The organism is Arthrobacter sp. D5-1 (assembly GCF_017357425.1).
Lineage (GTDB): Bacteria > Actinomycetota > Actinomycetes > Actinomycetales > Micrococcaceae > Arthrobacter.
The window spans coordinates 111975-133815 of sequence record NZ_CP014572.1 but is presented as its reverse complement, the minus strand read 5'-3'; the positions used below and the strand labels follow the sequence as shown (position 1 = coordinate 133815).

Sequence of the window (21841 nt, the reverse complement as noted above, 5' to 3'; positions counted from 1 at the left end):
CCTTTGCAGGGGCCTGGCCTTCAGCTGTGGCGTGGTTTATTAGGCGTCCACGACGATGGCGGTCACGACCGGGGCCCGGTTGTAGAATCGGCGCATCCACTCACTGGTGGCCCGCTCGATCACGGCTTCCGGGTCCTGGGCCGGTCCGCGGCCGCGGCGGGATGCATGTGCCTGCCCCACCGCTTTGCCGACGGCGGCCGCGGCCTTGTCCAGGTCCGCGTCGGTGCAGGCGAACCCGCGGGTGAAGAATTCCGCGGGTTCGGCCAGTTTCCCGGTGTCTGCGTCGAGGATGGCCAGGACGGTTACCGATCCTTCCTCGGCGAGCTGGCGGCGTTCACGCAGGGTGTCTTCGGTGGTGCCGCCGACGTTCTCGCCGTCGACGAAGACCAGGCCGGCGGTGACCCTCCCGGAAATCGTTGCCCGTCCCTTGTGCAGGTCCACGGTGACGCCGTCTTCGGCCAGGACGATGCGGGCCGGGTCGATCCCGGTGCTTTCGGCCACGGCTGCGTTGGCCTTCAGGTGCCGCCACTCGCCGTGGACGGGCATGACGTTGCGGGGCTTGACGAGGTTGTAGCAGTAGGCCAGTTCACCGGCGCTGGCGTGGCCAGAGACGTGGACCTTGGCGTTGCCCTTGTGGACCACGTTCGCGCCGAGCTGGGTGAGGGCGTTGATCACCCCGTAGATGGCGTTTTCGTTCCCCGGGATCAGCGAGCTGGCCAGCAGGACGGTGTCGCCCTCGGCGATGCTGATCGCGTGGTCCTTGTTCGCCATCCGGGACAGGGCGGCCAGGGGTTCGCCCTGGGAGCCGGTGCAGATCAGGACCACTTTGGGGTCATCGCTTTTCTGCAGGCGGCGGAAATCCACCAGGGTGTTGCGGGGGATGGTGAGGTAGCCCAGGCTTTGGGCGATGGTCATGTTCCGGACCATGGACCGGCCTACGAAGGCGACCTTGCGTTTGTGGCGGTGCGCGGCGTCGATGACCTGCTGGATGCGGTGGACGTGGCTGGCGAAGCTGGAGACGATGATCCGCCGCGGAGCGGTCCGGAACACGGTGTCGATGGCCGGGGCCAGGTCCTTCTCCGAGGTGGTGAACCCGGGGACGTCGGCGTTGGTCGAGTCGACCAGGAAAAGGTCCACACCCTCGGTCCCCAGCCGGGCGAACCCGGCCAGGTCGGTGATCCGCCGGTCCAGCGGGAACTGGTCCATCTTGAAGTCCCCGGTGTGCAGGACCAGCCCGGCGCCGGTCCGGACGGCGATGGCCAGCCCGTCAGGGATCGAGTGGTTGACGGCGAGGAACTCCAGATCGAACGGACCCATGGTGAGGTTTTGCCCTTCGGCCACCTGGAGGGTCTTGGGGGTGATCCGGTGTTCCTTGAGCTTGGCCTCGATGAAGGCGATGGTGAGCTTGGAACCGACGACGGGAATGTCGGGCCGTTCCCGCAACAGGTACGGTACGCCTCCGATGTGGTCTTCGTGGCCATGTGTGAGCACCACGCCAACCACATCGTGGAGGCGGTCCCGGATGGCCGAGAAATCAGGCAGGATGAGGTTCACCCCGGGCTGGTGGTCCTCGGGGAACAGCACCCCGCAGTCGATAATGAGCAGCTTGCCTCCGTATTCGAAGACGGTCATGTTCCTGCCGATCTCCCCGATGCCTCCCAGGGCCACGACGCGCAGGGCATCATGGGCGAGTTTGGGCGGCGTCTTGTGTTCGATGTGGGCATGGTTCATGTGTTTTGCTGCTTCCTTTAGCTGGACGGCGGGGTACTGCTTCCCGCACTGTGCGGGACGGGGTGGTTAGCGGCGTGGCGGTTCGGTCGTGATGTAGGACCCGCCCTGGCCTGAGGCGCACTGGCAGTTAACATCCACCTCGAAATGTACCGTCACTTCATCCAAGTGTGCGGTGTTCTCAACAGTCACTGTCTTACGGATGCTCTGGGTTGCAGACATGGTATTCCTTCTTCCTTTGTGATGCGCGGTGGCTCCGCGCAGGTCTTTCGAACGTTGGTGAAGCGGCGGGCTGCGCATAAGGCCGCGCCTATGGCGGCGACGTTAGCGCCCAAAGTGTTCAAACTGACTTCGGCGGCAATGCGTCCCCTATGCCGGGTCCGGCTGCTGCGGGCCCAGGGCACACAGCAGGCTGGAACCAGGCAAATTCATCTCCTTGGCCTGGGTGATGTGTGGAGAACGGAGAACAGGGGCCAAAAAACCGGGCCGTACAACCCTAACTCTACCCTGACGTTAGGTTAGGGTCCAAATTGTTGCCCGGTTCATAGAGCCGCGAATCTACTCTCACGTTATGGTAGAGATTATCGGAGCGGCTTAAAGTAATCGCGATGGTTCCGGCCACCGGCTGCCTTCGAAAACGTAGCGTGATACGCCAACAAGAACCGGGGAGGGCCCATGCCAGAGTGTTCGGTGCACCGCTGCACAGCACTAGGGAATGATGTTTTCTATGTTGAGGGTCCGGGCGAACAGGCCTTGCCTGTTTGTGGCGCTCATAAGGATGCCATGGACGGTGGAGAGGACTGGGTCCTTAAGCATCCGGAGGGGCAGGAGTCCCGTTCCGCTGGCGTCCTGATGTCACAGGATGTCCCTTGGCGGGTGCTGGCGACCAGTGCCATAAAGGTGGGGGGCAACAAGCCGGGACTGGTTTTGCACCTTACTCTCAGCCACGCGGGTGACTCCAAAGAATTGCAGGTGCTGGTGCCCTGGGATGAGGCTGAGGTCCTGAAAGGAATACTGGACTCTTGAGTCCCCGGCCGATCAGGGGCATCCATCCGGCGCGCCGCGCGCTGATGGGCGACTGTTCCTCAAGTCTTCCTGCAGCCTTGATGCAGAAGACCGGCTGAACGTACGGGATCATGCGGACAAGGAGCCTCTGATGACTGCACCATCACTTATCGGCCGGACAACGGCAAAAGCTGGTGCCGACATACCGGCTCCGATGCGCCTTTTGACCCGGCTTTTCTGGACATTCTAGCCGTGAACCGGGCGCTGGCTGAGTAGTTCTGACTTCCGGAATCTGGGGAGAGAACGCCACGAAGTGGCGCCTGAAAACAACCCCTTTCGCAGCCACTCCCCCGCTTATTTCAAAGGGCCGATAATGGATATTCGGTCAAGTAGCCATCGAGTTATGCCAACGGGAGCAGAAATTTTAGGAGATCTCGTTGGTGTCAGAACAGTGCGATGTTCCGTTTTATTGACAGTGGCTCATGATGTTCTCAGATCCCACCCTGACAGTCGGAGGGGCAGCGAACCGGGGTGCGGTAGCCCGAGAATCATCGAAATAGTCCAAAGAATCGGGACTCGATAAAAATTGCTTCGTGCAGGGGCTGCGATGTTACCTCTTGCGGGTCGGCAAGTGTCTGAGTACACGATCAGAGCTCCACCGACAGGCGAATCCTGCCTGGCCAGACGCCCCCGACGTCAGGTTGGGGTGTGCCCTACATTACGTGGGCGTGTGCGGCCCATTGGCCTTTCGTGACCTGATGCCGGGCACCGAGGGCTATGGACCTACGCCCTTGGGGGGCAGGCTCAGATGCCAATCAGGCAGCTTTGCGTCGAGCTGCGCTTCCCGGTCCGGGCGCAGCCGACCGTGGCGATGATTGGTTCGTTGGGTGCGCAGCCAAGCCCCGAGCCAGCGTTCCTCTTCGTTGCCGGCGCCCTTATCCGATGGCCACTCGTGCCTGGAGGTCCGGTACCCGATGACTTCGGCTAACCGCTCGTTCCAGAGCGTTTCGTATTTCTCTCTTTTTTAGGCGGCGCGTCCCACCCCGGGATCTCCTGAAGCCCGTTCCTGTATAGGGTGGGCAGGGTCCCGGCCTCCGACTCCCGACGCCGTTTTGAAAGCCAAGACCGCAGTGCCCGTTCCCGCGCTGACTTAGCGTTGCCGCTAGGCAGCCGGCCCTCTGCCCGATAAAGGGCAACAACTTCCTCCAGGCTTCTCAGAGCTGGGCTATTTTGCTTCTTCCCAGACTGAATCGCTGCCTTCAAATGCTCTTCCTGAAGGGACGGATCCGACCTTACCACCATCTGCAAGTGGTTGTGGACGGTGGTTTCGGCAGCACTAACCAGTGCGGCAATCCTGGAGACGGACAGCCCGTTCCGGTACATCTTCACCCATCCAATCGAGTTTTGCGCCCGACGCCTTGCCCCTGCCATAATCCTCGATACGTCCCTTCGTTGACCCCATTTTAGTGGTCGAGATGACAAGCCCGAGCAATAGAATATCGGGATGGTTTTCTTGAGACGCCGCCAGTGAGGTGGGGAACTTTCCTCGAGTCGTTGGAATCTGTTGGAGTGACGGCGCCTTGCCTGCCTTGTGCGCGGTCGACCGGGGGGTATTTCTCTACACCACACCCACGCGGAGTAAGGCGCCGGCGCGTAATCCGTTTCGCCGGCCGCGCGTGAGCCTGAATGGTCTGTTCCTAGCTCTGAGTCGCCTTCGGCTTGTTATTGACATTCCGGCCACCGTCGCCAACTATTGCGGACATAGTGCGCCTCGACACTGTGGCCAACTACGGCATCGCTGGCGAGATGATTTGCTCCGAACAGTGCCCGGGATTGTTAGCGGCAGGGCAGAGAAGGCCGGGCATCGTCCGGGGTCCACGCCTCCGCCGCAAACAACGTAGCCAATACTCCGGTTCAAGGAAAGCTCGTGCGGCATCTCGCGTCGACACCTCGGATTATTAAGCATTCTCACGTACTCTTTCTCCATCGGAAGCTGGGGCTAGCTTTCATGAGAAGGTCATATGAAGCATGTCCTGAAACGTTGGGTGCGCCGCTATCGGCGATGGCAATGGAGAGTCTCCATCCGACCTTGGTGGCAGTATGGTCAGAACGTTGCGCTGCTCCTTTTACTTGTCTTCACGTTTGCTGCGGTTCAGTGGGCCGTTGACATCCAGGCCAAACCGTAAAATGCCGGCTGTCGTTCTTTGAATCCAGCCCTTTGAATCCAGCCCGTAGGTGCCGCGACGAGCCGGCTTCGGGACAACCTCGTGGACGCGTCATCCGCTCCGGCAGGGCCGTCTCGGAGACAAGCCGCCAGGTTTGCCGTGTCCTGGTGGATGGTCCGCGCTGCGCTGAATGAGGCCTGCCTGCTGGAGCTTCCTGACGTGGACAAGCTCAGCCCGGCTGCTGGGCATCAATGAACACCGGTTCCGGTCCCTGCGCTATTTTCAGGACCCGGGATTGAAGGTGTGGATCTGGTTCGAACCGTGGATGACAACGATCGTTGATCTGGCCACCGGTCAGGGTCTGGGCGTGGTCGACGGCCACGACCATAAGCTCTACCGCACCGTCTGCACATGGTGGAAAGAGATCGAGGTGCTGATCATCACCGGCGCCACCACCGGCAAGGTCGAGGCGATCAACACCGCGATCAAGAACATCAAGCGAACGGCACGCGGATAGCGCAATGCCGCCAACTACAAATCAGTTTTTCTCTTGAGAAGTGCCGTCCGGACGGCAGCATTACTCATTCCATGGATCCATTTCCCCACCAACCGTGAAGAGATTCCCTAACGCTTGTCAACCGTTTTTTGGCTCTGGACGGCAGGCAGGCTGAGTGCACCGTCACCGATGCTGTGCGGGTGCGGTGGTGCTGGTCTGTCCGGGGAAAAGCCGGGGCGTCGGCCCTGGGCTGGTGGAGGGGGCGGAGGGGGGCCCTGTGGCTCGGCCTGAACGGTATCGCGTGTTGCCTATCGTGTCAGGCGGGCCCGTTTCGCTTCAACCGTGTGGGACCGGGATTGGCTGCGCTGCTTGGTGGTGACGGTATAGCGTGAGGCGATGAGCTCTTTCGCGGCCCGTTTGGTGACCAGGTGACCTTCGACGTCGCGCAGCTCATACATTTGCCCTGTGGTGAGGGTTTTCCAGGTCCTTTCAGCAAGTTTCCTGGCGACCGCGATGGTGGCCTGGGTGTGGCAGTGTCCGTGTTCAGTCATGAGCCGGTGATAGAACGCGGCCAGCTGCGGGTCCATGGTCCGGGCGACACTGCCGGCCTGGTAGAAAGCAAGGCGCAGGGGCGCCGGCCCTTCCTTGCTGACGCCGGGTAGGGACAGGATCAAAGGGTCATCGCCGTAGAGGTGCTCCCACCAATGCCGTGCATGGGAGGTGAAGCGCTCCACCCTGGCCCGGGATTCCTGCAGGTCAGGTGTTCGGTGACGTCGACTGCCAGTGCGTCCAAGTCCAGGTGACCGTCCCAGAAGTCCGCCCATCCCCCGGGCTGCGGTCCTGATTGCCGCCGACACGGGCGGGTGTGTCGGCGACATCGCGGGTATGGTGGGCGACCACAGCCGTCAGGGTCGCCGCGCGTGCCGACGCCAGGGAACGGATGTGGGGCCAGCGGCCCAGCACGGCGAGGGCTGTTGATTCGCATCCGGCGAACGCGGTCCACACATCGGGAAAGGCCCACCGTGCCAGCGACAACAGCCGCCGCCAGTACCGGTTACCGTCAACCACAGCGCCGGCCCGGCGGACCACGGCCCGCCGCAGCGCCAGCTGTCCCGGAGACGCCAGTATCAAGGGCGGCGGATCGAAGATCTCCCCGGCATGAGTGAGGACTTCGGAATCGATGACGTCGGATTTGTTCTTGCCCATGATGGCTCCGCGCAGCCGTGAGGAGTGGCGGGCGCCGATCATTTTCCATCTGGCCGCCGGCCCGTTCAACCGCGAGAGCCAGCGCCAGCCAGGTCATCGAGGTCGGTTCCACGACCGCTGTCAGGGGCGCCGGAACTGCGGCCAGCCGCTGTGAGAGTTTCTCCAGCCCAGCCAGTGTCGGGTCAACCGTGAAACGGCTCAGATGTTCTGTTCCGTCGTCGAAAAACTCCCGCACCGCGATATGGTGCCGTGCCGTGATGGCAGCGTCGATACCTGCCACTGCACGCACGACTCCCGCGGGTTTATCCTGATTCTGCATGATGGTTCTCCTCCTCGCATCGAATACGTGCGATGGGACAACCCGTCGTTGCCGGTCCACCAGCCGAGTCACCAGGGGCCGGGCTTCCCCATCCCTGGGGAGAACCGTCATGCGCTAATCTAAGCGCCGCCGGCGACCTCCCGCACACGCCCGCAACTGCTGAGGAAGCGTCGGATACAGCTCCCGCACTTGTAAGTGATTCGGTGCCCGCCCGGACGAAACCCGATGCTGCGCACCGTTCTCTTCCGGCCACCAATTCCCTCAATCGGGTCTGCTTGGAAGACAGGCCGGGGCGACGATCTCTTTCACGAGCCATGACGCCCAGCCGAAAACCGGAACCACCCCGACCCCTCCCAAGGCCACCGTAAACGACGACCACCCAACCTCGACAGGGGGTATTTAAGAGATACAAGCCCCTAACTGGTCTCCTCTGACGGAACCCGATGGTTGGTTATCCGGGCACCGCGTCCAGCGGTACATATTTAAGGTTCGATGATGTGCTGCCCGTATTAGTCTCGTCGTGAACTACGAGGAGCCCGTTCTCGAACCCAGGACCGGCATTCAGGGGGGTGACGTCGAGACCATCCGTGCGGGTCACCGCGTCTATGGTTCCGTTGGCCCCTACGCTGAATTTCGTAAGGAAGGCGTTGGTTCCAGCACGGTCATAGACCGCGATTTTGGAATCGCCTTGGCTGGAGACGAAGAGTCGACCCGTGCCGTTTGGGCCGTACTCGATAGTCAGCCCTTCAATATCCGCTACTAGTCGGCCACCGCCGGCAGTATCGACGGCCACACGGCCTCCGCCAGAGCCTGGTTCGGCTCCGTACTTCCAGAGGGCCACGTCTTCCTGGGCCACATACAGATGGCCGAGTCCATCATCGGCGACGCAGCTTTCAGTGATGCTGCTGATGGGCAAGGTCCTGACAAGGGTGGCGTCGACCATGCCAGCTCCATTATCGAAAAGTTCGAACTGTTGGATGTTGCCTGAGACATAGGGTGTGATGAAAGCATAAAACTTGCCGGTGGCACTGCTGCGGTAGAGGCAGAAACCGTAGTTTGGTGAAAAGGTTGCAATGCTCCGGGCGACGACCGATGTGAGGTTTCTGGTTGCGGTATTTAGCGTGTAAAGCGCGATCGTATTGTTCGTGCGGTTATTTGCCCCGACCAGCACGGTCGATTGTCCAGCCAGTGGGAATCCGGTTCTGATATCGACGTTGCCAATCATTCCGTCGCCACGGAACTGGATGAGTTTTCCATCCATTCCGAACACGCCAATGCCGCCGCCTGAGGACGACTTCTTGTCAGCAATCACTACGCTATTGGCGGGATTTGTCTGGTCAACCCAAATGGCGGAGTCATCTGCAATGTCCCCCGAGCCTGAGAAACTCTCAGTTTCGAGGGCCGGCAGCACAACAGGCTCTGTCGGTGTCGGGGTTGGTGTTGTTCCGGCTGTGGTGAAGCTGAAGGGGGCGGACTTGTACTCTACGCCGCCGACGAAGGCGCCGACGGTAAACGTGTATGCCGTTCCTGGCTGGAGGTTCTCGACCGTTTCGCTGGTACTGGTGTCATCTTCATTGGCGATGGGCGCATCGTTGAGGTAATGGCGGTACTTTGTGGAGTTCGGCACCGCATCCCAGAGGAACCGGGCACTGTGCTGAAGATCCGTGGTGTAACCAGGATCAAGACGAACATTCTTGGGCGCGTTGGCGTCTGATGGCGGCGGCGTCGGTGTCGGGGTTGGTGTTGTTCCGGCTGTGGTGAAGCTGAAGGGGGCGGACTTGTACTCTACGCCGCCGACGAAGGCGCCGACGGTAAACGTGTATGCCGTTCCTGGCTGGAGGTTCTCGACCGTTTCGCTGGTACTGGTGTCATCTTCATTGGCGATGGGCGCATCGTTGAGGTAATGGCGGTACTTTGTGGAGTTCGGCACCGCATCCCAGAGGAACCGGGCACTGTGCTGAAGATCCGTGGTGTAACCAGGATCAAGACGAACATTCTTGGGCGCGTTGGCGTCTGATGGCGGCGGCGTCGGTGTCGGGGTTGGCGTGGGCGTTGCTGTCTCCGTGGGCGTGGGAGTTGGCGTAGGCGTCGCTGTCTCCGTAGGGGTCGGCGTGGGGGCGGCTGGCGGATCGTAGGTTATGACAAGCTGGGGCCGCTGCGTCGCCTCCCGAGAGGCCAAGCTTGCCTTAACCCCTGAAGTTGTGTTGAGCCCGAAACTAACGCTGCCAGAACTGCTGACGGCGCCCGTCAGCAAGGTCGCACTTGCGTATTGCTTAGAGCGCAGCACGCCCGTCCTGCCCAGTTCAGCTGTCTGCCAGGGGGGCTGGTTTGCTGATGTCACGGTCGTCTCACCCCAGTCGTTACTGGCCGGGTGCACGATCAGGCTCCCGCTCACCGAGGTATTCGAATAGAGCCGGAGGCTCACGTTGGTGATGGTGCTGCCCGCCGGGAGCGAAACGTCGAACCGCACCAACGCCCGGTAGGTGCTCTGTGTAACCGTTAAAGATGTTGCGCGGCCATAGTTGCTGTTAGGCGACTTGGCGTAAACATAGGTGTCAGCTACCGGGTTGAGTGTGACAGTCGTGGGGGCGGCGACTGCCGTATTAAGTCCGAGAGTGATCAAAGCCAATGCACCAATAGTCACCAATGCGAGCAGCGTCACAAGAAAAAGTCGGGAGTGACGGAGCATGCGCATTCCTAAAGCGAGCCCCTGGCACATTCGTGGCTCGCATCGAGGTCGGACCCGGCCGGCCAAATTCAGCCGTCTCGGTGACGACGATTACAGACGATGAGCGATCGGTGCCGCAGCGCGTAAAACGACGTCATTTGAATTCTGAATGAAATAAACAGGCACTCGATTAAGGGCCCTGATTTAGATCAAGCCAGTGTCCCAGCCCAGCAAGCTAAGTTTTAGTATCCTCTGACCGTTGAGACCGGTCAATGACCAAGTCCCCCTCTTTTTTGCGGTCCGCCTAGCTGCACTTCGTTGTCAGGCGCCTTCTTTGGATGCTGGATTACGAGCGCTTTGCCCGGTCATTCGGAAGCTAAATGAGCCAGGAGACGGTGTGACCAGCACCGGAGCAGCAGACCCCAAAACTAGCTTTTCTCCGCAGGTTCAGAGTAGCAAGGAAGCCCTCAACTCCCTATTGACTCTTCGCCCCGAAAACCCCATTGCCCCCGGCAAGAAGCAAGGACTACCTTGTCCTCATCTTGACGGTCAACAATGACCGTCCGGCACAGTTGGGGTGCCGCCAGTGCATGTTTCTTCAGCAAGGACTCCGGAGATGCCAAGAGCTAAAGCGCCTATGGCTTTGATCGCCCAGGCTTTGGCCTTGACAGTTGCCCTTTTTGTCAGCCTGATCGCAGTAGTTAGCAGTGCCCAGGCCGCAGAGAATTACGGGTACCAGAGCATCAGCTACTCCGGTCTGGCTAACCCCCCTACCGCTGATAAGCCACAGAGCAAGCTGTGGTGGAATGACGGGTCGTGGTGGGCGGATATGTGGACCACCGGGACCGGTTGGCAGATCTACCGGCTGGATCGGGCTACCAAGGCTTGGGTGAGCACCGGGGTTACGAACGATACCCGCAGCACTGCCTCGGCGGATACGTTGTGGGACGGGAACAAGCTGTACATCGCTTCCCATGTGGTGACGGTGTCCTCAAGCAGCCCAAAACCTTCGCTTTCGGGCCAGCCGGCCAAGCTGTACAGGTACAGCTACGCCGCCGGCAAGTACACGCTCGACACGGGCTTCCCCGCAAACATCAACAACAACAGCAGCGAGTCTCTGACCATCGACAAGGACACCACCGGTGCTGTATGGGCGACCTGGACTCAGGTGTCCGGGAGTTCAACCAGTGGTTACACCAGCAGCGTGTACGTGAACTCCTCCGCCCCGGGCGGGACCAGCTGGGGGACCCCGTTCGTCCTGCCTGTTGCAGACCCGAACCCCGCCCCGGATGACATCTCGGCCGTTGTTGCCTATGGCAGCAAGAAGATCGGCGTGATGTGGAGCGACCAATCAGCGGGAACCGTGTATTGGGCCACCCGCACCGACGGGACTTCCCCCACTGCAGCATCCTCATGGAAGGTCCAGCCCGCCGTCCAGGGCAAAGGCCAGGCAGATGACCATTTGAACCTCAAAGCACTCCTGGCTGATTCGGCAGGACGCGTCTACGCCGCGGTCAAGACCAGCCTCGATGAAACCTCCTCGGATAAGACGCTGCCCCAGCTGCAGCTGCTGGTCTTCAAACCCGGAACAGGTGCATTCACGAAGTCCCCCATCGCAACCATTGCTGACTGCGTTTCCCGGCCGCAAATCCTGCTCGATACGGCCAACAACCAGGTGAGGGCGTTCTACACGGCGCCGTCGACCTCCGTATCAGGCTGCGCGTATTCGGGCATGCCCGGCAGTATCTACGAGAAGACCGCGTCCATGGACAACCCTGTCTTCGGCAGCGGCCGCGGAACGCCGGTGATCCAGGACGGCGCATCGGCCGGCATGAACAATGTCACCACCACCAAACAGAGCGTCAACGCCACCACGGGCGTTGTGGTCATGGCCTCCAACAAGAGCACTTCGCGCTACTGGTACTCGGACCGGCCGCTCGGAACGGCCCCACCGCCGCCACCGCCGGGTGATACGGCTGCTCCGACGGTGACGGCCACGTCACCGGCTGCCGGGGCTACCGGTGTGGCGGTGGGCACGGATGTGACGGGGTCGTTCTCGGAGGCGATGAATGCCTCGACGATCACCCCGGCCACCTTCACGTTGACGACGGGGACCACGACGGTGCCGGCCGCTGTGACCTACAACGGCACGGACAAGGTGGCGACGTTGAACCCGGGCACGGATCTGGCTGCTGGCACGACGTACACGGCCACGATCAAGGGCGGTGCCGGCGGGGTGAAGGATGCTGCCGGCAACGCGTTGGCCTCGGACAAGACCTGGACGTTCACCACCGCCTCCGCCGGCACCGGCACCTCCCAAACCGTAACGCTTACGGCCACCGCTGACAGCTTCGTCTCGGGCGGGTCGACGACGACGGGGACCAACTATGGCACGAGGACCGTCCTGGGTGTGGATGCCAACACGGTGGAGATCTCGTACTTGAAGTTCGACCTGTCAGCGTATGCGGGCAGGACGGTCGAAAGTGCGACGCTGCAGCTGCGCAGCGCCGGAAGCGGGTCAACGGGGAAGCAGAACGTCAAGCTGGTCGCAGATGACAGCTGGACCGAAGGCGGAATCACCTACACCAACCGGCCGGTGCTCGGGGCCATCATCGGCACGCTCGGCCCGACCACGACCAACACCAACTACAACGTCCCACTGACCACCAGCGCCCTGGCCGGGGAGCTCGGCCAACAGCTCTCACTGGGTATGGACTCCAGCAGCACCGACGGCGTGGACCTCAACTCCAAGGAAGCCGGCAGCACCGTCGCACCCAAACTCGTCCTCACCATCAGCAGTGGCGGTGGGGGTGGTACGGCCCCACCGCCGCCACCGCCGGGTGATACGGCTGCTCCGACGGTGACGGCCACGTCACCGGCTGCCGGGGCTACCGGTGTGGCGGTGGGCACGGATGTGACGGGGTCGTTCTCGGAGGCGATGAATGCCTCGACGATCACCCCGGCCACCTTCACGTTGACGACGGGGACCACGACGGTGCCGGCCGCTGTGACCTACAACGGCACGGACAAGGTGGCGACGTTGAACCCGGGCACGGATCTGGCTGCTGGCACGACGTACACGGCCACGATCAAGGGCGGTGCCGGCGGGGTGAAGGATGCTGCCGGCAACGCGTTGGCCTCGGACAAGACCTGGACGTTCACCACCGCCTCCGCCGGCACCGGCACCTCCCAAACCGTAACGCTTACGGCCACCGCTGACAGCTTCGTCTCGGGCGGGTCGACGACGACGGGGACCAACTATGGCACGAGGACCGTCCTGGGTGTGGATGCCAACACGGTGGAGATCTCGTACTTGAAGTTCGACCTGTCAGCGTATGCGGGCAGGACGGTCGAAAGTGCGACGCTGCAGCTGCGCAGCGCCGGAAGCGGGTCAACGGGGAAGCAGAACGTCAAGCTGGTCGCAGATGACAGCTGGACCGAAGGCGGAATCACCTACACCAACCGGCCGGTGCTCGGGGCCATCATCGGCACGCTCGGCCCGACCACGACCAACACCAACTACAACGTCCCACTGACCACCAGCGCCCTGGCCGGGGAGCTCGGCCAACAGCTCTCACTGGGTATGGACTCCAGCAGCACCGACGGCGTGGACCTCAACTCCAAGGAAGCCGGCAGCACCGTCGCACCCAAACTCGTCCTCACCATCAAATAGGTACTAACTGTGGGTGTCGCCGATCCTGGGCCGGGTCATCACGGCGCTTATCCTCGCCAGCAGATCTTTGGGACGGAAAGGCTTAGTCACATAGCCGTCAGCCCCCAGCGACAAAGCAGTGAGTTGCGCCGTGCTTCCCGTGCGCCCGCTGAGGATAAGGATGGGACTGGCGGTTATTGGCCGGATGCGGCTCAAGACCTCGAGTCCGTCAAGATCGGGCAGCCCAAGGTCGAGAATAACAAGGTCGGGGCCAGCGTCGGACACGAGATCGATCCCGCCGCTCCCGGTCGCCGCGGCATGGACCAGGTACCCGGCCTGTACGAGCATGCCCGTGAGTAGATTACGGATATCGGCATCATCTTCTATGAGCACCACAACGCTAGGCCTGCCCACCCTGCTTCCTCTCTCCAACTGGTGCTCTTTCCGGGACCGGACTACTTGCGCCCCTCATCGGCCGTGCCGACCAACTGCCCGGCAATAATCGCACCCGATGGGATTTTGTGAGGGTCCAGCATTTGAGCCAACGTGGTGAAGCCGTGGCGACAGCCCGGTGGTCCCTTGCCTAAGGCAATCCCTTGTTCGACTATGAACATGGCGGTGTTTGAGGCGTGCTGGGGGGAACCACCGTTCGGTCTGGCTCTTGGCCCGGGGGAGGCCGAGGGCCAGCCCCTGTTCCGGTGACAGTCCACGATGCAGCAAAGCGGCCTGCTCCCGGCGCCTGCTGCGCCCGTCCCATATTGTCCGCGCCCGTGTTGGTTCAAGAGAGTGCCTGTGTATCTGGAGGTTCCGGGGCGATCAGGGACAAGGTGGGAATAGCGGTGGCAGCGAAGATGCCCGCTGCAGCAGAGCTGACGGCGCGGATCACTCCGGATGTCGTCGTTATCTTCGATAACCAGGCAGATATGCTGGCGTTCCATCAAGCCCCCCGGCTGCTCAGTCTCCGCTCAGTGTAGGGCCGGGAAGGACACTACGGTCAGTAGGTCCGGACATTTCCACCCGAGCGCTGCCGGCATCGCAACGGGCCGGAACCTTCCCCGCCGCTGCGCGGAGCGCCGGTTTCTTAGTCGGTTAGATCCAGTCGCGGTTCCTAAAGATCCGGTGGAGTCCGATTGATTGGGCCCCCGTTAGGAGTCCAGCGCTTATGCGATAGCTAATTGGTTTTCTTGCGTCCAGTTTTCCCAGTAGCGTTTCGGCGTCATGCCGTTCAGGGATCCGTGGGGCCATTCATGACGGTAGATAGCTTTCCATTCCTCGGCCAAGTACTTCGCTTCGGCCATGGTGTCCATGATTTCTCCGGCGAGTTGTTCCCTTCTGAATTGGGCGTTGAAGGACTCTATGAAGCCGTTCTGCCATGGTGAGCCCGGGTCGATGAAGGCGGTGTCGACCCCGGCGGTGTTGCACCACTCGATGAGGGCGGCAGCGGTGAATTTCGGTCCGTTGTCGCAGCGGACGTAGGTCGGGGCGGTGCCGATTTCGGCGATGATGTCCTCCAGCACCGCGACCACGTCGATGGCTTTGAAGGACCGGCGCGGGATGATCGCCAGCGCGGTGCGGGTGTATTCGTCGACGACGTTGAAGAAGCGGATGTGCCGGCCGCAGGAGGTCACATCGGACTGGAAATCGAAGCTGACCACGTGCATCGGGTACTTGGCAGTGAGGCGCTTCTGTTCCCCGGCGCCGGGCCCTGTCCGGCGCTTCTTCCGCGCCCCGGGCTTACAGACCAGGCCTTCGTCGCGCCAGAGCCGTCGCACCCGCTTCCTGTTCAGTGCCACGCCGTCCCACTCGGGCTGGGCCAGCAGATGCCAGCGCACCTTCCGCCAGCCCCACGCCGGGTGCTGCCCGGCGACGGCGCGCAGGGCTGCGCGGAGCTGGGCTTCCTCGAAGCCCAGCTCGGGCTTCTTCTTGCGGAACGCCGACCGGTTCTGCCCCAGAAGCGCGCACGCGAAGCGTTCGGACGCCCCGAACTTCTTCACCGCCATGCCCACAGCACGGCGACGGGGTTCGGGGCTCAGAATTTTCCCTTGGCCACCTCATTGAGGATGTCGATGGCCAGTTCCTTCTCCGCCAGCAGCCGCTTGAGCCGGGCGTTCTCCTTCTCCAGTTCCTTGGTCCGCTTGGATGCCTCGGCGTTCTTCTCGGACCCGTACTGGTTCAGCCAGCGATACCAGGTCGCCTCGGTGACCTGGAGCTCTTTGATGACATCGACCATCGGGCGGCCGTCATTGAGCATTTTCTGGCCCTGCCGGACCTTGGTGATGACCTGCTCGGGGGTGTGTCTGCGTACCATAATTCGTGAATTTCCTCCTGTGTCCATTCTCGGACACGAAACTCACACAAACACTGGACTTCTACCTGGGGACCCAACCACGATGCTGACCGCGGCCATCAACAGCAGGGCGAACGGATAGCCGTACTCCCATTGGAGTTCCGGGATGTAATCGAAGTTCATGCCATACACGGTGCCCACCAGTGGTGGTGCGAACAGGATCGGCGCCAGGCTGAGATCTTTTTGATTTCCTCGTTCTGGGCGTGGCTGGACTGGGCAAGGTGCTTCATCGCCTGGTTCTGGCGCTGGGCGACGAGGGTGGCGTTGACGGTGAGGATGTCCCGGAGCAAGTGACGGAACCCGTCGATCCGTTCATTGACCTGGGCTGTGTGGTCAGCGACGTCCCGAAGGTATTGCTGCACAGGTCATCGGGGACACCGTATTTGGTGAACCCACCCGCCAAGGCTGCGAGGATGCCGGTCAGGGGGCGGGCGGAGCGTTGGAACTGGATGACTTCGCGGGACGGTTCATAGATACGTCAGGACACACGGCAGGGACACCACTGAAGACCTCCGTTTCGATCTCATCGATATCATTGTCCAGCCCCGAAACCTCCGGTGCATAACCGTCGACAACGGCGACCAGGATGGCGTAGAGGACCGCTTCAGGGCCAAAACCCAGCAGTGTCCGGTTACACGTGTCGCTCCTGGTCTGCATTTTTCGGTGCTGGGTCGAGTTGGCAACTCCAGAGACGACGATTATCTGTCACAGCCAAGCTCTCCGATGCCGGTGACGCGATTTCCGCCGCCCCGTCCCAGGTGAAGGCCAAGGCCCAGGGCAACCCGATGGCCGCGGGCCTGATCGCTTTCGGCGCCGGAATGCTGCTCTCCTCCCTGATCCCCGCCAGCACCAAGGAACGCGAGGCAGCGCGGCAGCTCAAAACCGCCGCCGAACCCCTCGCCACCCAGGTCACTTACGCGGCCAAGGACATGGTTCAGGATTTGAAGGAACCGGCCCAGGAAGCCATTGACAACGTCAAAACCACCGCCGCCGAGGGTGCCCAGAACGTCAAGGCCGAAAGCCAGGGCGCCGTCACGGACGTCAAAGACCGCGCGGCAGAGGCCAAGGACACCGTCCAAAGCACGTGAGCGCCCGGGACAGGGTACGCAGCCGCCCCGCGACTCGGCGGGGCGGGCTTCGGACCCGGACCAGCAACCACTTGTGGGCGGGCCGCGGCACATGAAGGCCCGACCCGGCCCGTTTCCTGACCAGTGGGCCACATACCGGCTCGTCAGCGTCGCTGCCCGGCTCAATGAGCGGCGGCTCAACCGTCGGCTTGCCCGGCTCGGGCTGACTACAGGATCACTGGACGCACTGGAGACCGCGGCCGAGCTGGAGCCCACCACCGCCGCCGATCTCGCCGCTATCCTCTGCGTGAGCAGGCAAAGCCTGGGCAAGGTCGTGCGGCGCCTGCAAAGCCTGGGGCTGCTGATCAAAGAGCCGGCCAGGGACGGCAGGAGCGCCGACATCCGCCTCACCGGAAAGGGGCGCAACGTCCTCTCAGCAGCTGAGGCCCTCGTCCGCGAAGGGGAACAAACCGAAGCCGAAGACGAAGCACTGTTCCGCCACCAGCTGGAGCAACACATCCGCCACCTCAGGAACACCGAGCCCAGCGGTTTTGTCCCGCACGGACCCAGACAGCGCCGGTCAGCAACATCCTCAAATTCGACCAACACGCAGGATCCAACCCAGGTACTTCACGTTGAAAAAGGAGCAGATACGTGGCGATGACGAACCGGACTTCCGGACCCAAAACCTCCCTCCAACGAGCAGCCCAGGCAGTAGGGGCCGTCTTCCTGCTGGCCGGAGTCCTCGGTTTCATCCCCGGCATCACCAGCAACTACCAAGCGCTTTCCTTCGCCGGCCACCGGGGCGTGCAGAAGGAAACCGTCCCCCGTCGAACACGTCCGCCTCGACAAGGACACCGTAACCGAAAACGTCACCGTCAACGAAGAAATCCGCAAGGAAAACATCGAACTCGACGACGACGGCCGCACCAACCGATAACTACAGCCCGGTTCCGGAGCGCCTCCGGGACAGTGCACCTAACCGCCCATGGCCCGGCCTCCATTTTTCGGAGGGCGGGCCATGCGCTGTCAGGCAGTACTTTCACATCGACCAGCACCGTTGACCTCAGGTCCTCGTGAAGTGTGCTGTTACCCGCCCCCAAGGGGACGCCGCGCATCTACCTCCGGCATTGGTGGGACGGCAACGCCCGAGGCCGGGTGAACGGCTTTCCTCTCTCCGACAGGAAGGCCGGCTGAATCCGTCCGTGTCCAGGGAGCGCACCTTCCGCTGTCCGCTCTGGGCAGTGATCCCTTCAATGGCTTGGCCATCCAGCGTGTTTGCACATCGGCCAATCAGGGTACGATGCATGGTCAGGCCCCGAACGGATCGTGTCGACGCTCCAGCACCCAGATAGCGCCCCTTCGCAGGAGCCCAGATGTGCAACTGGCAGGGAAGGACATGATGTCTCCTCCACCGCCCGTCGCCCCGACAGCCCACATCGAACTCAGAGACGGCGTCGTGTTCCTGCGCTGGAGCACCGGAGCAGTGATTCTGGAGAGGCATGCCCTTGAGGCGATGCAAAACATCAACAGGCTCTGCAACGGGCGCGAGCATCCGCTCCTGCTTGAAAGCCCCGAAGTCCAGTGGGTGGACCTTAGGGCCATGAGCGTCTTTGCCGGCCCATGGCCGCTCACCCGTGTCGCCATCCTTGGAACCTCACCGCTGGATCATATCTTCATGAGCTACTACCAGGCCCGGCACACCCTGCCGTGCCCCACACGGATGTTTGGCTCGATGCATGAGGCCCTCACATGGCTCAAGACCCCCGAAGAAACTTGAGGAGAGAATCTAAACCGTCATCCGGGTGCATACCAAAAACATCAAGCGCGGATGGAACGCCAGTGCCGTCTCGGACCCCTTCGGCGGCCGCAAGAGCATAACGAGGCCAGAAGGTCAAGGCAGAGATCGACCATTCGTTGTTCTCTAATTCCCGCTAAGTCCTTGCTTCTGCGAGGGTTTTTCCTGTGCATCGTCGCCACGAAAGAGCTCTTCTCGACAGATACTGCCACCTGAGACGCGTGTCTGGTGGGCACTTACCCGCCCGCGGTCAGATCCATGTCCCGGCGAAGCCAGGTCATGGCCTTCCTTGAGGAGGTGAAGTACGCGACCGGGCAAGGCAGCGGGCTTACCCTCAGTAGGAAGAGGGCAATGGCATAATCCACCGGAGACGAACCCAGGAGCGCAATGCGTGAAACGCTTCCCGGCGTCGGAAATACTTTGCGGGCTTCCCGTGTGAAGCTCACTTTTTCAACGTGTATGAGCATCGGAAGGCTACCTCCCTGGCCGAGCGCGTCTACTGCCGCGGCAGCACAGTGAGCCTCATCCACTCCAATGGTCTGACCTGCGCTCCAGCGCAAGCGCAAAAATCCATGTGCGAGTTCAAGAGTGCCTTTGTCCGTGATCTCAATACTGCCCATAGGATCCTTGCCACGTAAGTTGCGGTCCCCAACCTATTGACCCTAGCCCATGTTGCACCGGGCGCACCGACTCTATACGGGGCGGGCACTTCGTTCAGCACGCTGGTCAGGCGCCATCGAGGACATCCTTCGGGGGCAGCTCAAAATTGCCTTCATCCTTGGGAAAAGTCATGACCAATCTTGAGGATCAGAAGTGAAGATTTCAGGGGCCCTCAAGCAAACGGGCGGTAAACGGCATTCCGAGGCCGCTGTAGCAGAGCTGAGGTTGGCCCGGATGCTCGAACGCAGCTGTGTGCTGCTATACCAGCCACACAGGGTCGGGTCTCAGAGGTAGACCGACCAGCTTGCGGGTCGAGAGATGGGGGCTGACTCCATAGATTCCTGAGACCAAGAGCGAGCCCACGTGGCGGAGCCCGATGCCAGCTGGGATCAGCCACCAACCTACGGCAAGGCCTGTTCCGCGTTCATGCACGGGAGTTTTTGCAGCTACTTCTGCTCCAGTTATTTAAGAGCCGATAATGGAGATTCCGTCAACCTGCCTTCAGGGCAGGTTGACGATCACGTGACTAACTGATGGCGCCTTTGATCCGTCTATGGGTGGAGTCAATTCGGGTTATCCACGGCTGGGATTGGGGGCCGTTAGAGTGGCTCCCTCGCAGCAGTAGCGTTGGATATCCTATGACAAGCGTCCCTGGCTGTGGGCGGGCAGACCATGTGCTCGTAGGGTCCCTCGTCTTCATTTATGGTTGAACAGGCCGGGGACAGCCGAGGTCCCTCTCGGGTTAGTGGAGTTTGTGTTGAGTTGGCAGAAGGCTTTTGAAAGCTGCCTAACTCAGACGATCGGGACTGCCTCTTCAGTGGTTTCTGGGCAGGAGACGCGCAGCCGGTTGCCCGTTAGCCTGGCCACTAATTTCGTCTTCTATTGCGGCGGTCTAAAGGCCAGTATTGAACTTTAGAGCGCTGCGATTCGGATCGGAGTTGGCCATGATCCAGGCTCTGCTGTGCAAGCTGAATCTCCGGCATCATTGGCACGTTGAACATGCCGAGGATGGAGGTTTGTATAAGCGTTGCTTGCGCTGCGGTAAGGATGGCGACGGCGGAAACGGCGCACAAAATGGCTGGGCGCTGACGAAGTGGTGGTAAGCCTGCCGTCTTCGCCTTCCTCTGGAGACAGCCCAGGAATGGCACTCGACCGGGCAAGGGCACAGTACTTAAACTTGAAGCGCTGGGACTAATGCGCCGGGGAGCCCTTGACCGGGAGCGGCGTAGTGTGCGGCCCGCCCCCTTCAGCCCTTTCATTTATCAGGCGGCGTCATGAAAACGTCCTTCATTCCTTTTCTTAGCGCAGTGGCCACAACTGCGCTGGCACTGGGTGCGTGCACTTACTCCGAACCCGTACCCGCGCCGGCCTCCTTTGGCACCGCGCCTCCGCCGACCAGATCTATCGATAACACCATGCGCGCTTTTGTGGACCAGGGCTCTGTTGCAGTGGTGGCGGAAGTCAGGTGGCCGGGAGGAACGTGGTCCCGGGCATATGGCGTCCGGAACCTGGAGTCGAAGGAAGCGACGACGCCGGACGACCAGGTGTTCATCGCGAGTATCACCAAGTCAATGACAGCCGTCTCGGTCATGAAGCTGGTGGAAGACGGCCTCATCGGTCTGGACGATCCGGTGAACGGCATCCTGGACAGCTTCACCAATGTCCTCAAACCACCCGGCCCCATCACCGTCCGGCAGCTTCTGGGACACACCTCGGGCATGCGCACCTTCCGGGACGCCACCGAGAAAACCGACGCCGACGTCCCGAGTGTTATTGCAGAAGACATCACTACACAACGGGCCCTGGAACTTACGGCGCAACTGCCGTGGGAGGCTCGGGACGTAGGCTCTTTCCGCTATTCCGATTCCGGTTATATGGCCTTGGGGCAGCTCGTGGAGAAGTTGCGGGGCCGCCCGTTTACCGAGGTGCTGCGCGAGGACGTTATTGATCCGCTGAAACTGGAGGATACAGCCCTAGATCAGGCTGCAGCTGCTGAACCCGGAGTGATCCGGGGCTACATCACCTACGGCGGAGAACGCCTTGATGTCACTGAATCACCGGGTGTTCTAGGATCGCCTGCTTACGGAGCAATTTCCACCATGTCCGATATCAACGACTTCTACGCAGCATTGTTTCGCGGGGACCTGTTGTCCAAAGACTCACTCCGGGAAATGACCAAGACCGAGGCCTTCCCGCTGTACGGTCTCGGGCTCTGGAAGTGGAACCAGGACTGCGACGATAAGCACCGGTTCGGCGGTACTGGCGGGTTCTGGACCTACCGCACCGCGTCAGTCGCGAGCACCGATGGCCAGTACCAGGCCACGATGACCCTGATACCACCTCCGATGCCCGCACCCGTTGAGGATCCGAGAACGGATGACAAGTTCAACCTATGGGATGACCAAATGGTCTCTGCCCTCCAAGAGACCCTGGACCGGCTCTGCCCATAAACCGCGCCAATCGACGGGCAGGATGGGCATGATCGCGGCAGACGTGTTCCCATCTTGGTGCCCCTTCCGCGTAGCAGTGATCTGTTCAACGCTTCTCTTGACCGCCAAAACCGGAGGGCTTCATAGCCTTGCCAACACCGTGGCTTGGTCGTGGTTTGTTGCTGGAAGTATGTATTTGTCGGAGGATGTGCAGCGGCGAGTGCTCTCTGTCCTTGTTGGGGAGCTCCATGTGACTTCGCCCGAGAGTACTTGCCGGGCGTGGGGCCGGTTCACGGTTTCA

At 61.5% G+C, this 21841-nt stretch carries 17 protein-coding genes and 2 pseudogenes; 9 read left to right on the top strand and 10 right to left on the bottom strand.

Annotated features, from left to right (window positions below):
• Positions 1-39: 39 nt before the first annotated feature.
• On the bottom strand, positions 40-1731 hold the full coding sequence (locus AYX22_RS22635; protein ID WP_207597786.1) for a ribonuclease J: 1692 nt from the start codon (positions 1729-1731) through the stop codon (positions 40-42).
• Positions 1732-1797: 66 nt separating this feature from the next.
• Positions 1798-1950, bottom strand: coding sequence for a hypothetical protein (locus AYX22_RS22630; RefSeq protein WP_207597785.1), 153 nt, complete (start codon positions 1948-1950; stop codon positions 1798-1800).
• Between the two features lie 561 nt (positions 1951-2511).
• Here AYX22_RS22630 and AYX22_RS22625 point away from each other — a divergent pair.
• Positions 2512-2754 (top strand): hypothetical protein, encoded by a 243-nt coding sequence (locus AYX22_RS22625; protein ID WP_207597784.1) that lies wholly within the window; start codon positions 2512-2514, stop codon positions 2752-2754.
• Positions 2755-3508: 754 nt separating this feature from the next.
• Here AYX22_RS22625 and AYX22_RS24265 read toward each other — a convergent pair.
• The gene (locus AYX22_RS24265) at positions 3509-3709 is read right to left on the bottom strand and encodes a helicase associated domain-containing protein (RefSeq protein ID WP_242703678.1); all 201 of its coding nucleotides are present in this window, start codon (positions 3707-3709) and stop codon (positions 3509-3511) included.
• 1514 nt (positions 3710-5223) lie between these two features.
• On the opposite strand from AYX22_RS24265, the gene AYX22_RS22615 reads away from it, so the two are divergent.
• Positions 5224-5415: a transposase gene (locus tag AYX22_RS22615; protein WP_207597783.1), complete on the top strand. Its 192-nt coding sequence runs from the start codon at positions 5224-5226 to the stop codon at positions 5413-5415.
• A 287-nt stretch (positions 5416-5702) separates the two neighbouring features.
• Here the strand turns inward: AYX22_RS22615 and AYX22_RS22610 are convergent, their stop codons facing one another.
• The 3 genes from AYX22_RS22610 to AYX22_RS22600 form a co-directional block, all read right to left on the bottom strand.
• Positions 5703-6128, bottom strand: a complete 426-nt coding sequence (locus tag AYX22_RS22610) for a hypothetical protein (RefSeq protein WP_242703672.1) — start codon at positions 6126-6128, stop codon at positions 5703-5705.
• A gap of 22 nt (positions 6129-6150) precedes the next feature.
• The gene (locus AYX22_RS22605; protein ID WP_207597782.1) at positions 6151-6642 is read right to left on the bottom strand and encodes a hypothetical protein; all 492 of its coding nucleotides are present in this window, start codon (positions 6640-6642) and stop codon (positions 6151-6153) included.
• Between the two features lie 728 nt (positions 6643-7370).
• Positions 7371-9608, bottom strand: a complete 2238-nt coding sequence (locus tag AYX22_RS22600) for a phytase (protein WP_207597781.1) — start codon at positions 9606-9608, stop codon at positions 7371-7373.
• Between the two features lie 595 nt (positions 9609-10203).
• Between AYX22_RS22600 and AYX22_RS24260 the strand changes: the two genes are divergently transcribed.
• Positions 10204-13260: an Ig-like domain-containing protein gene (locus AYX22_RS24260; RefSeq protein ID WP_242703671.1), complete on the top strand. Its 3057-nt coding sequence runs from the start codon at positions 10204-10206 to the stop codon at positions 13258-13260.
• A gap of 3 nt (positions 13261-13263) precedes the next feature.
• Here AYX22_RS24260 and AYX22_RS22590 read toward each other — a convergent pair whose 3' ends face one another.
• Positions 13264-13653, bottom strand: a complete 390-nt coding sequence (locus AYX22_RS22590) for a response regulator transcription factor (RefSeq protein ID WP_207597780.1) — start codon at positions 13651-13653, stop codon at positions 13264-13266.
• Between the two features lie 425 nt (positions 13654-14078).
• Between AYX22_RS22590 and AYX22_RS24355 the strand changes: the two genes are divergently transcribed.
• On the top strand, positions 14079-14213 hold the full coding sequence (locus AYX22_RS24355) for a hypothetical protein (protein WP_278251960.1): 135 nt from the start codon (positions 14079-14081) through the stop codon (positions 14211-14213).
• 186 nt (positions 14214-14399) lie between these two features.
• Here the strand turns inward: AYX22_RS24355 and AYX22_RS22585 are convergent.
• Both AYX22_RS22585 and AYX22_RS22580 read right to left on the bottom strand, forming a co-directional pair.
• A protein-coding gene (locus tag AYX22_RS22585; protein ID WP_207597779.1) for an IS3 family transposase occupies positions 14400-15547 on the bottom strand; the annotation gives its coding sequence in 2 pieces (ribosomal slippage) (positions 14400-15274 and positions 15274-15547; 1149 coding nt in all).
• A 42-nt stretch (positions 15548-15589) separates the two neighbouring features.
• Positions 15590-16210 (bottom strand): annotated as a pseudogene (locus tag AYX22_RS22580) (CorA family divalent cation transporter); the annotation flags it as partial.
• Between AYX22_RS22580 and AYX22_RS22575 the strand changes: the two are divergent.
• The 4 genes and pseudogenes from AYX22_RS22575 to AYX22_RS22555 all read left to right on the top strand — a co-directional run bounded on the left by AYX22_RS22575 (position 16210) and on the right by AYX22_RS22555 (position 18433).
• Positions 16210-16674 carry a hypothetical protein gene (locus AYX22_RS22575; RefSeq protein WP_242703670.1) on the top strand — a complete coding sequence of 155 codons (465 nt, stop codon included), beginning with the start codon at positions 16210-16212 and terminating at the stop codon, positions 16672-16674. The pseudogene AYX22_RS22580 and the gene AYX22_RS22575 sit on opposite strands and share 1 nt — an antisense overlap.
• Positions 16675-16765: 91 nt before the next feature.
• On the top strand, positions 16766-17317 hold the full coding sequence (locus AYX22_RS22570) for a MarR family transcriptional regulator (RefSeq protein WP_207597778.1): 552 nt from the start codon (positions 16766-16768) through the stop codon (positions 17315-17317).
• Positions 17314-17454 (top strand): annotated as a pseudogene (locus tag AYX22_RS22565) (DUF4383 domain-containing protein); the annotation flags it as partial. The gene AYX22_RS22570 and the pseudogene AYX22_RS22565, both read left to right, overlap by 4 nt.
• A 598-nt stretch (positions 17455-18052) precedes the next feature.
• Positions 18053-18433: an STAS/SEC14 domain-containing protein gene (locus AYX22_RS22555; protein ID WP_207597777.1), complete on the top strand. Its 381-nt coding sequence runs from the start codon at positions 18053-18055 to the stop codon at positions 18431-18433.
• Between the two features lie 254 nt (positions 18434-18687).
• Here AYX22_RS22555 and AYX22_RS22550 read toward each other — a convergent pair whose 3' ends face one another.
• Positions 18688-19071 carry an STAS/SEC14 domain-containing protein gene (locus AYX22_RS22550; RefSeq protein ID WP_207597776.1) on the bottom strand — a complete coding sequence of 128 codons (384 nt, stop codon included), beginning with the start codon at positions 19069-19071 and terminating at the stop codon, positions 18688-18690.
• A gap of 1455 nt (positions 19072-20526) precedes the next feature.
• On the opposite strand from AYX22_RS22550, the gene AYX22_RS22545 reads away from it, so the two are divergent.
• Positions 20527-21561: a serine hydrolase domain-containing protein gene (locus AYX22_RS22545; RefSeq protein WP_207597775.1), complete on the top strand. Its 1035-nt coding sequence runs from the start codon at positions 20527-20529 to the stop codon at positions 21559-21561.
• Positions 21562-21841 lie beyond the last annotated feature (280 nt).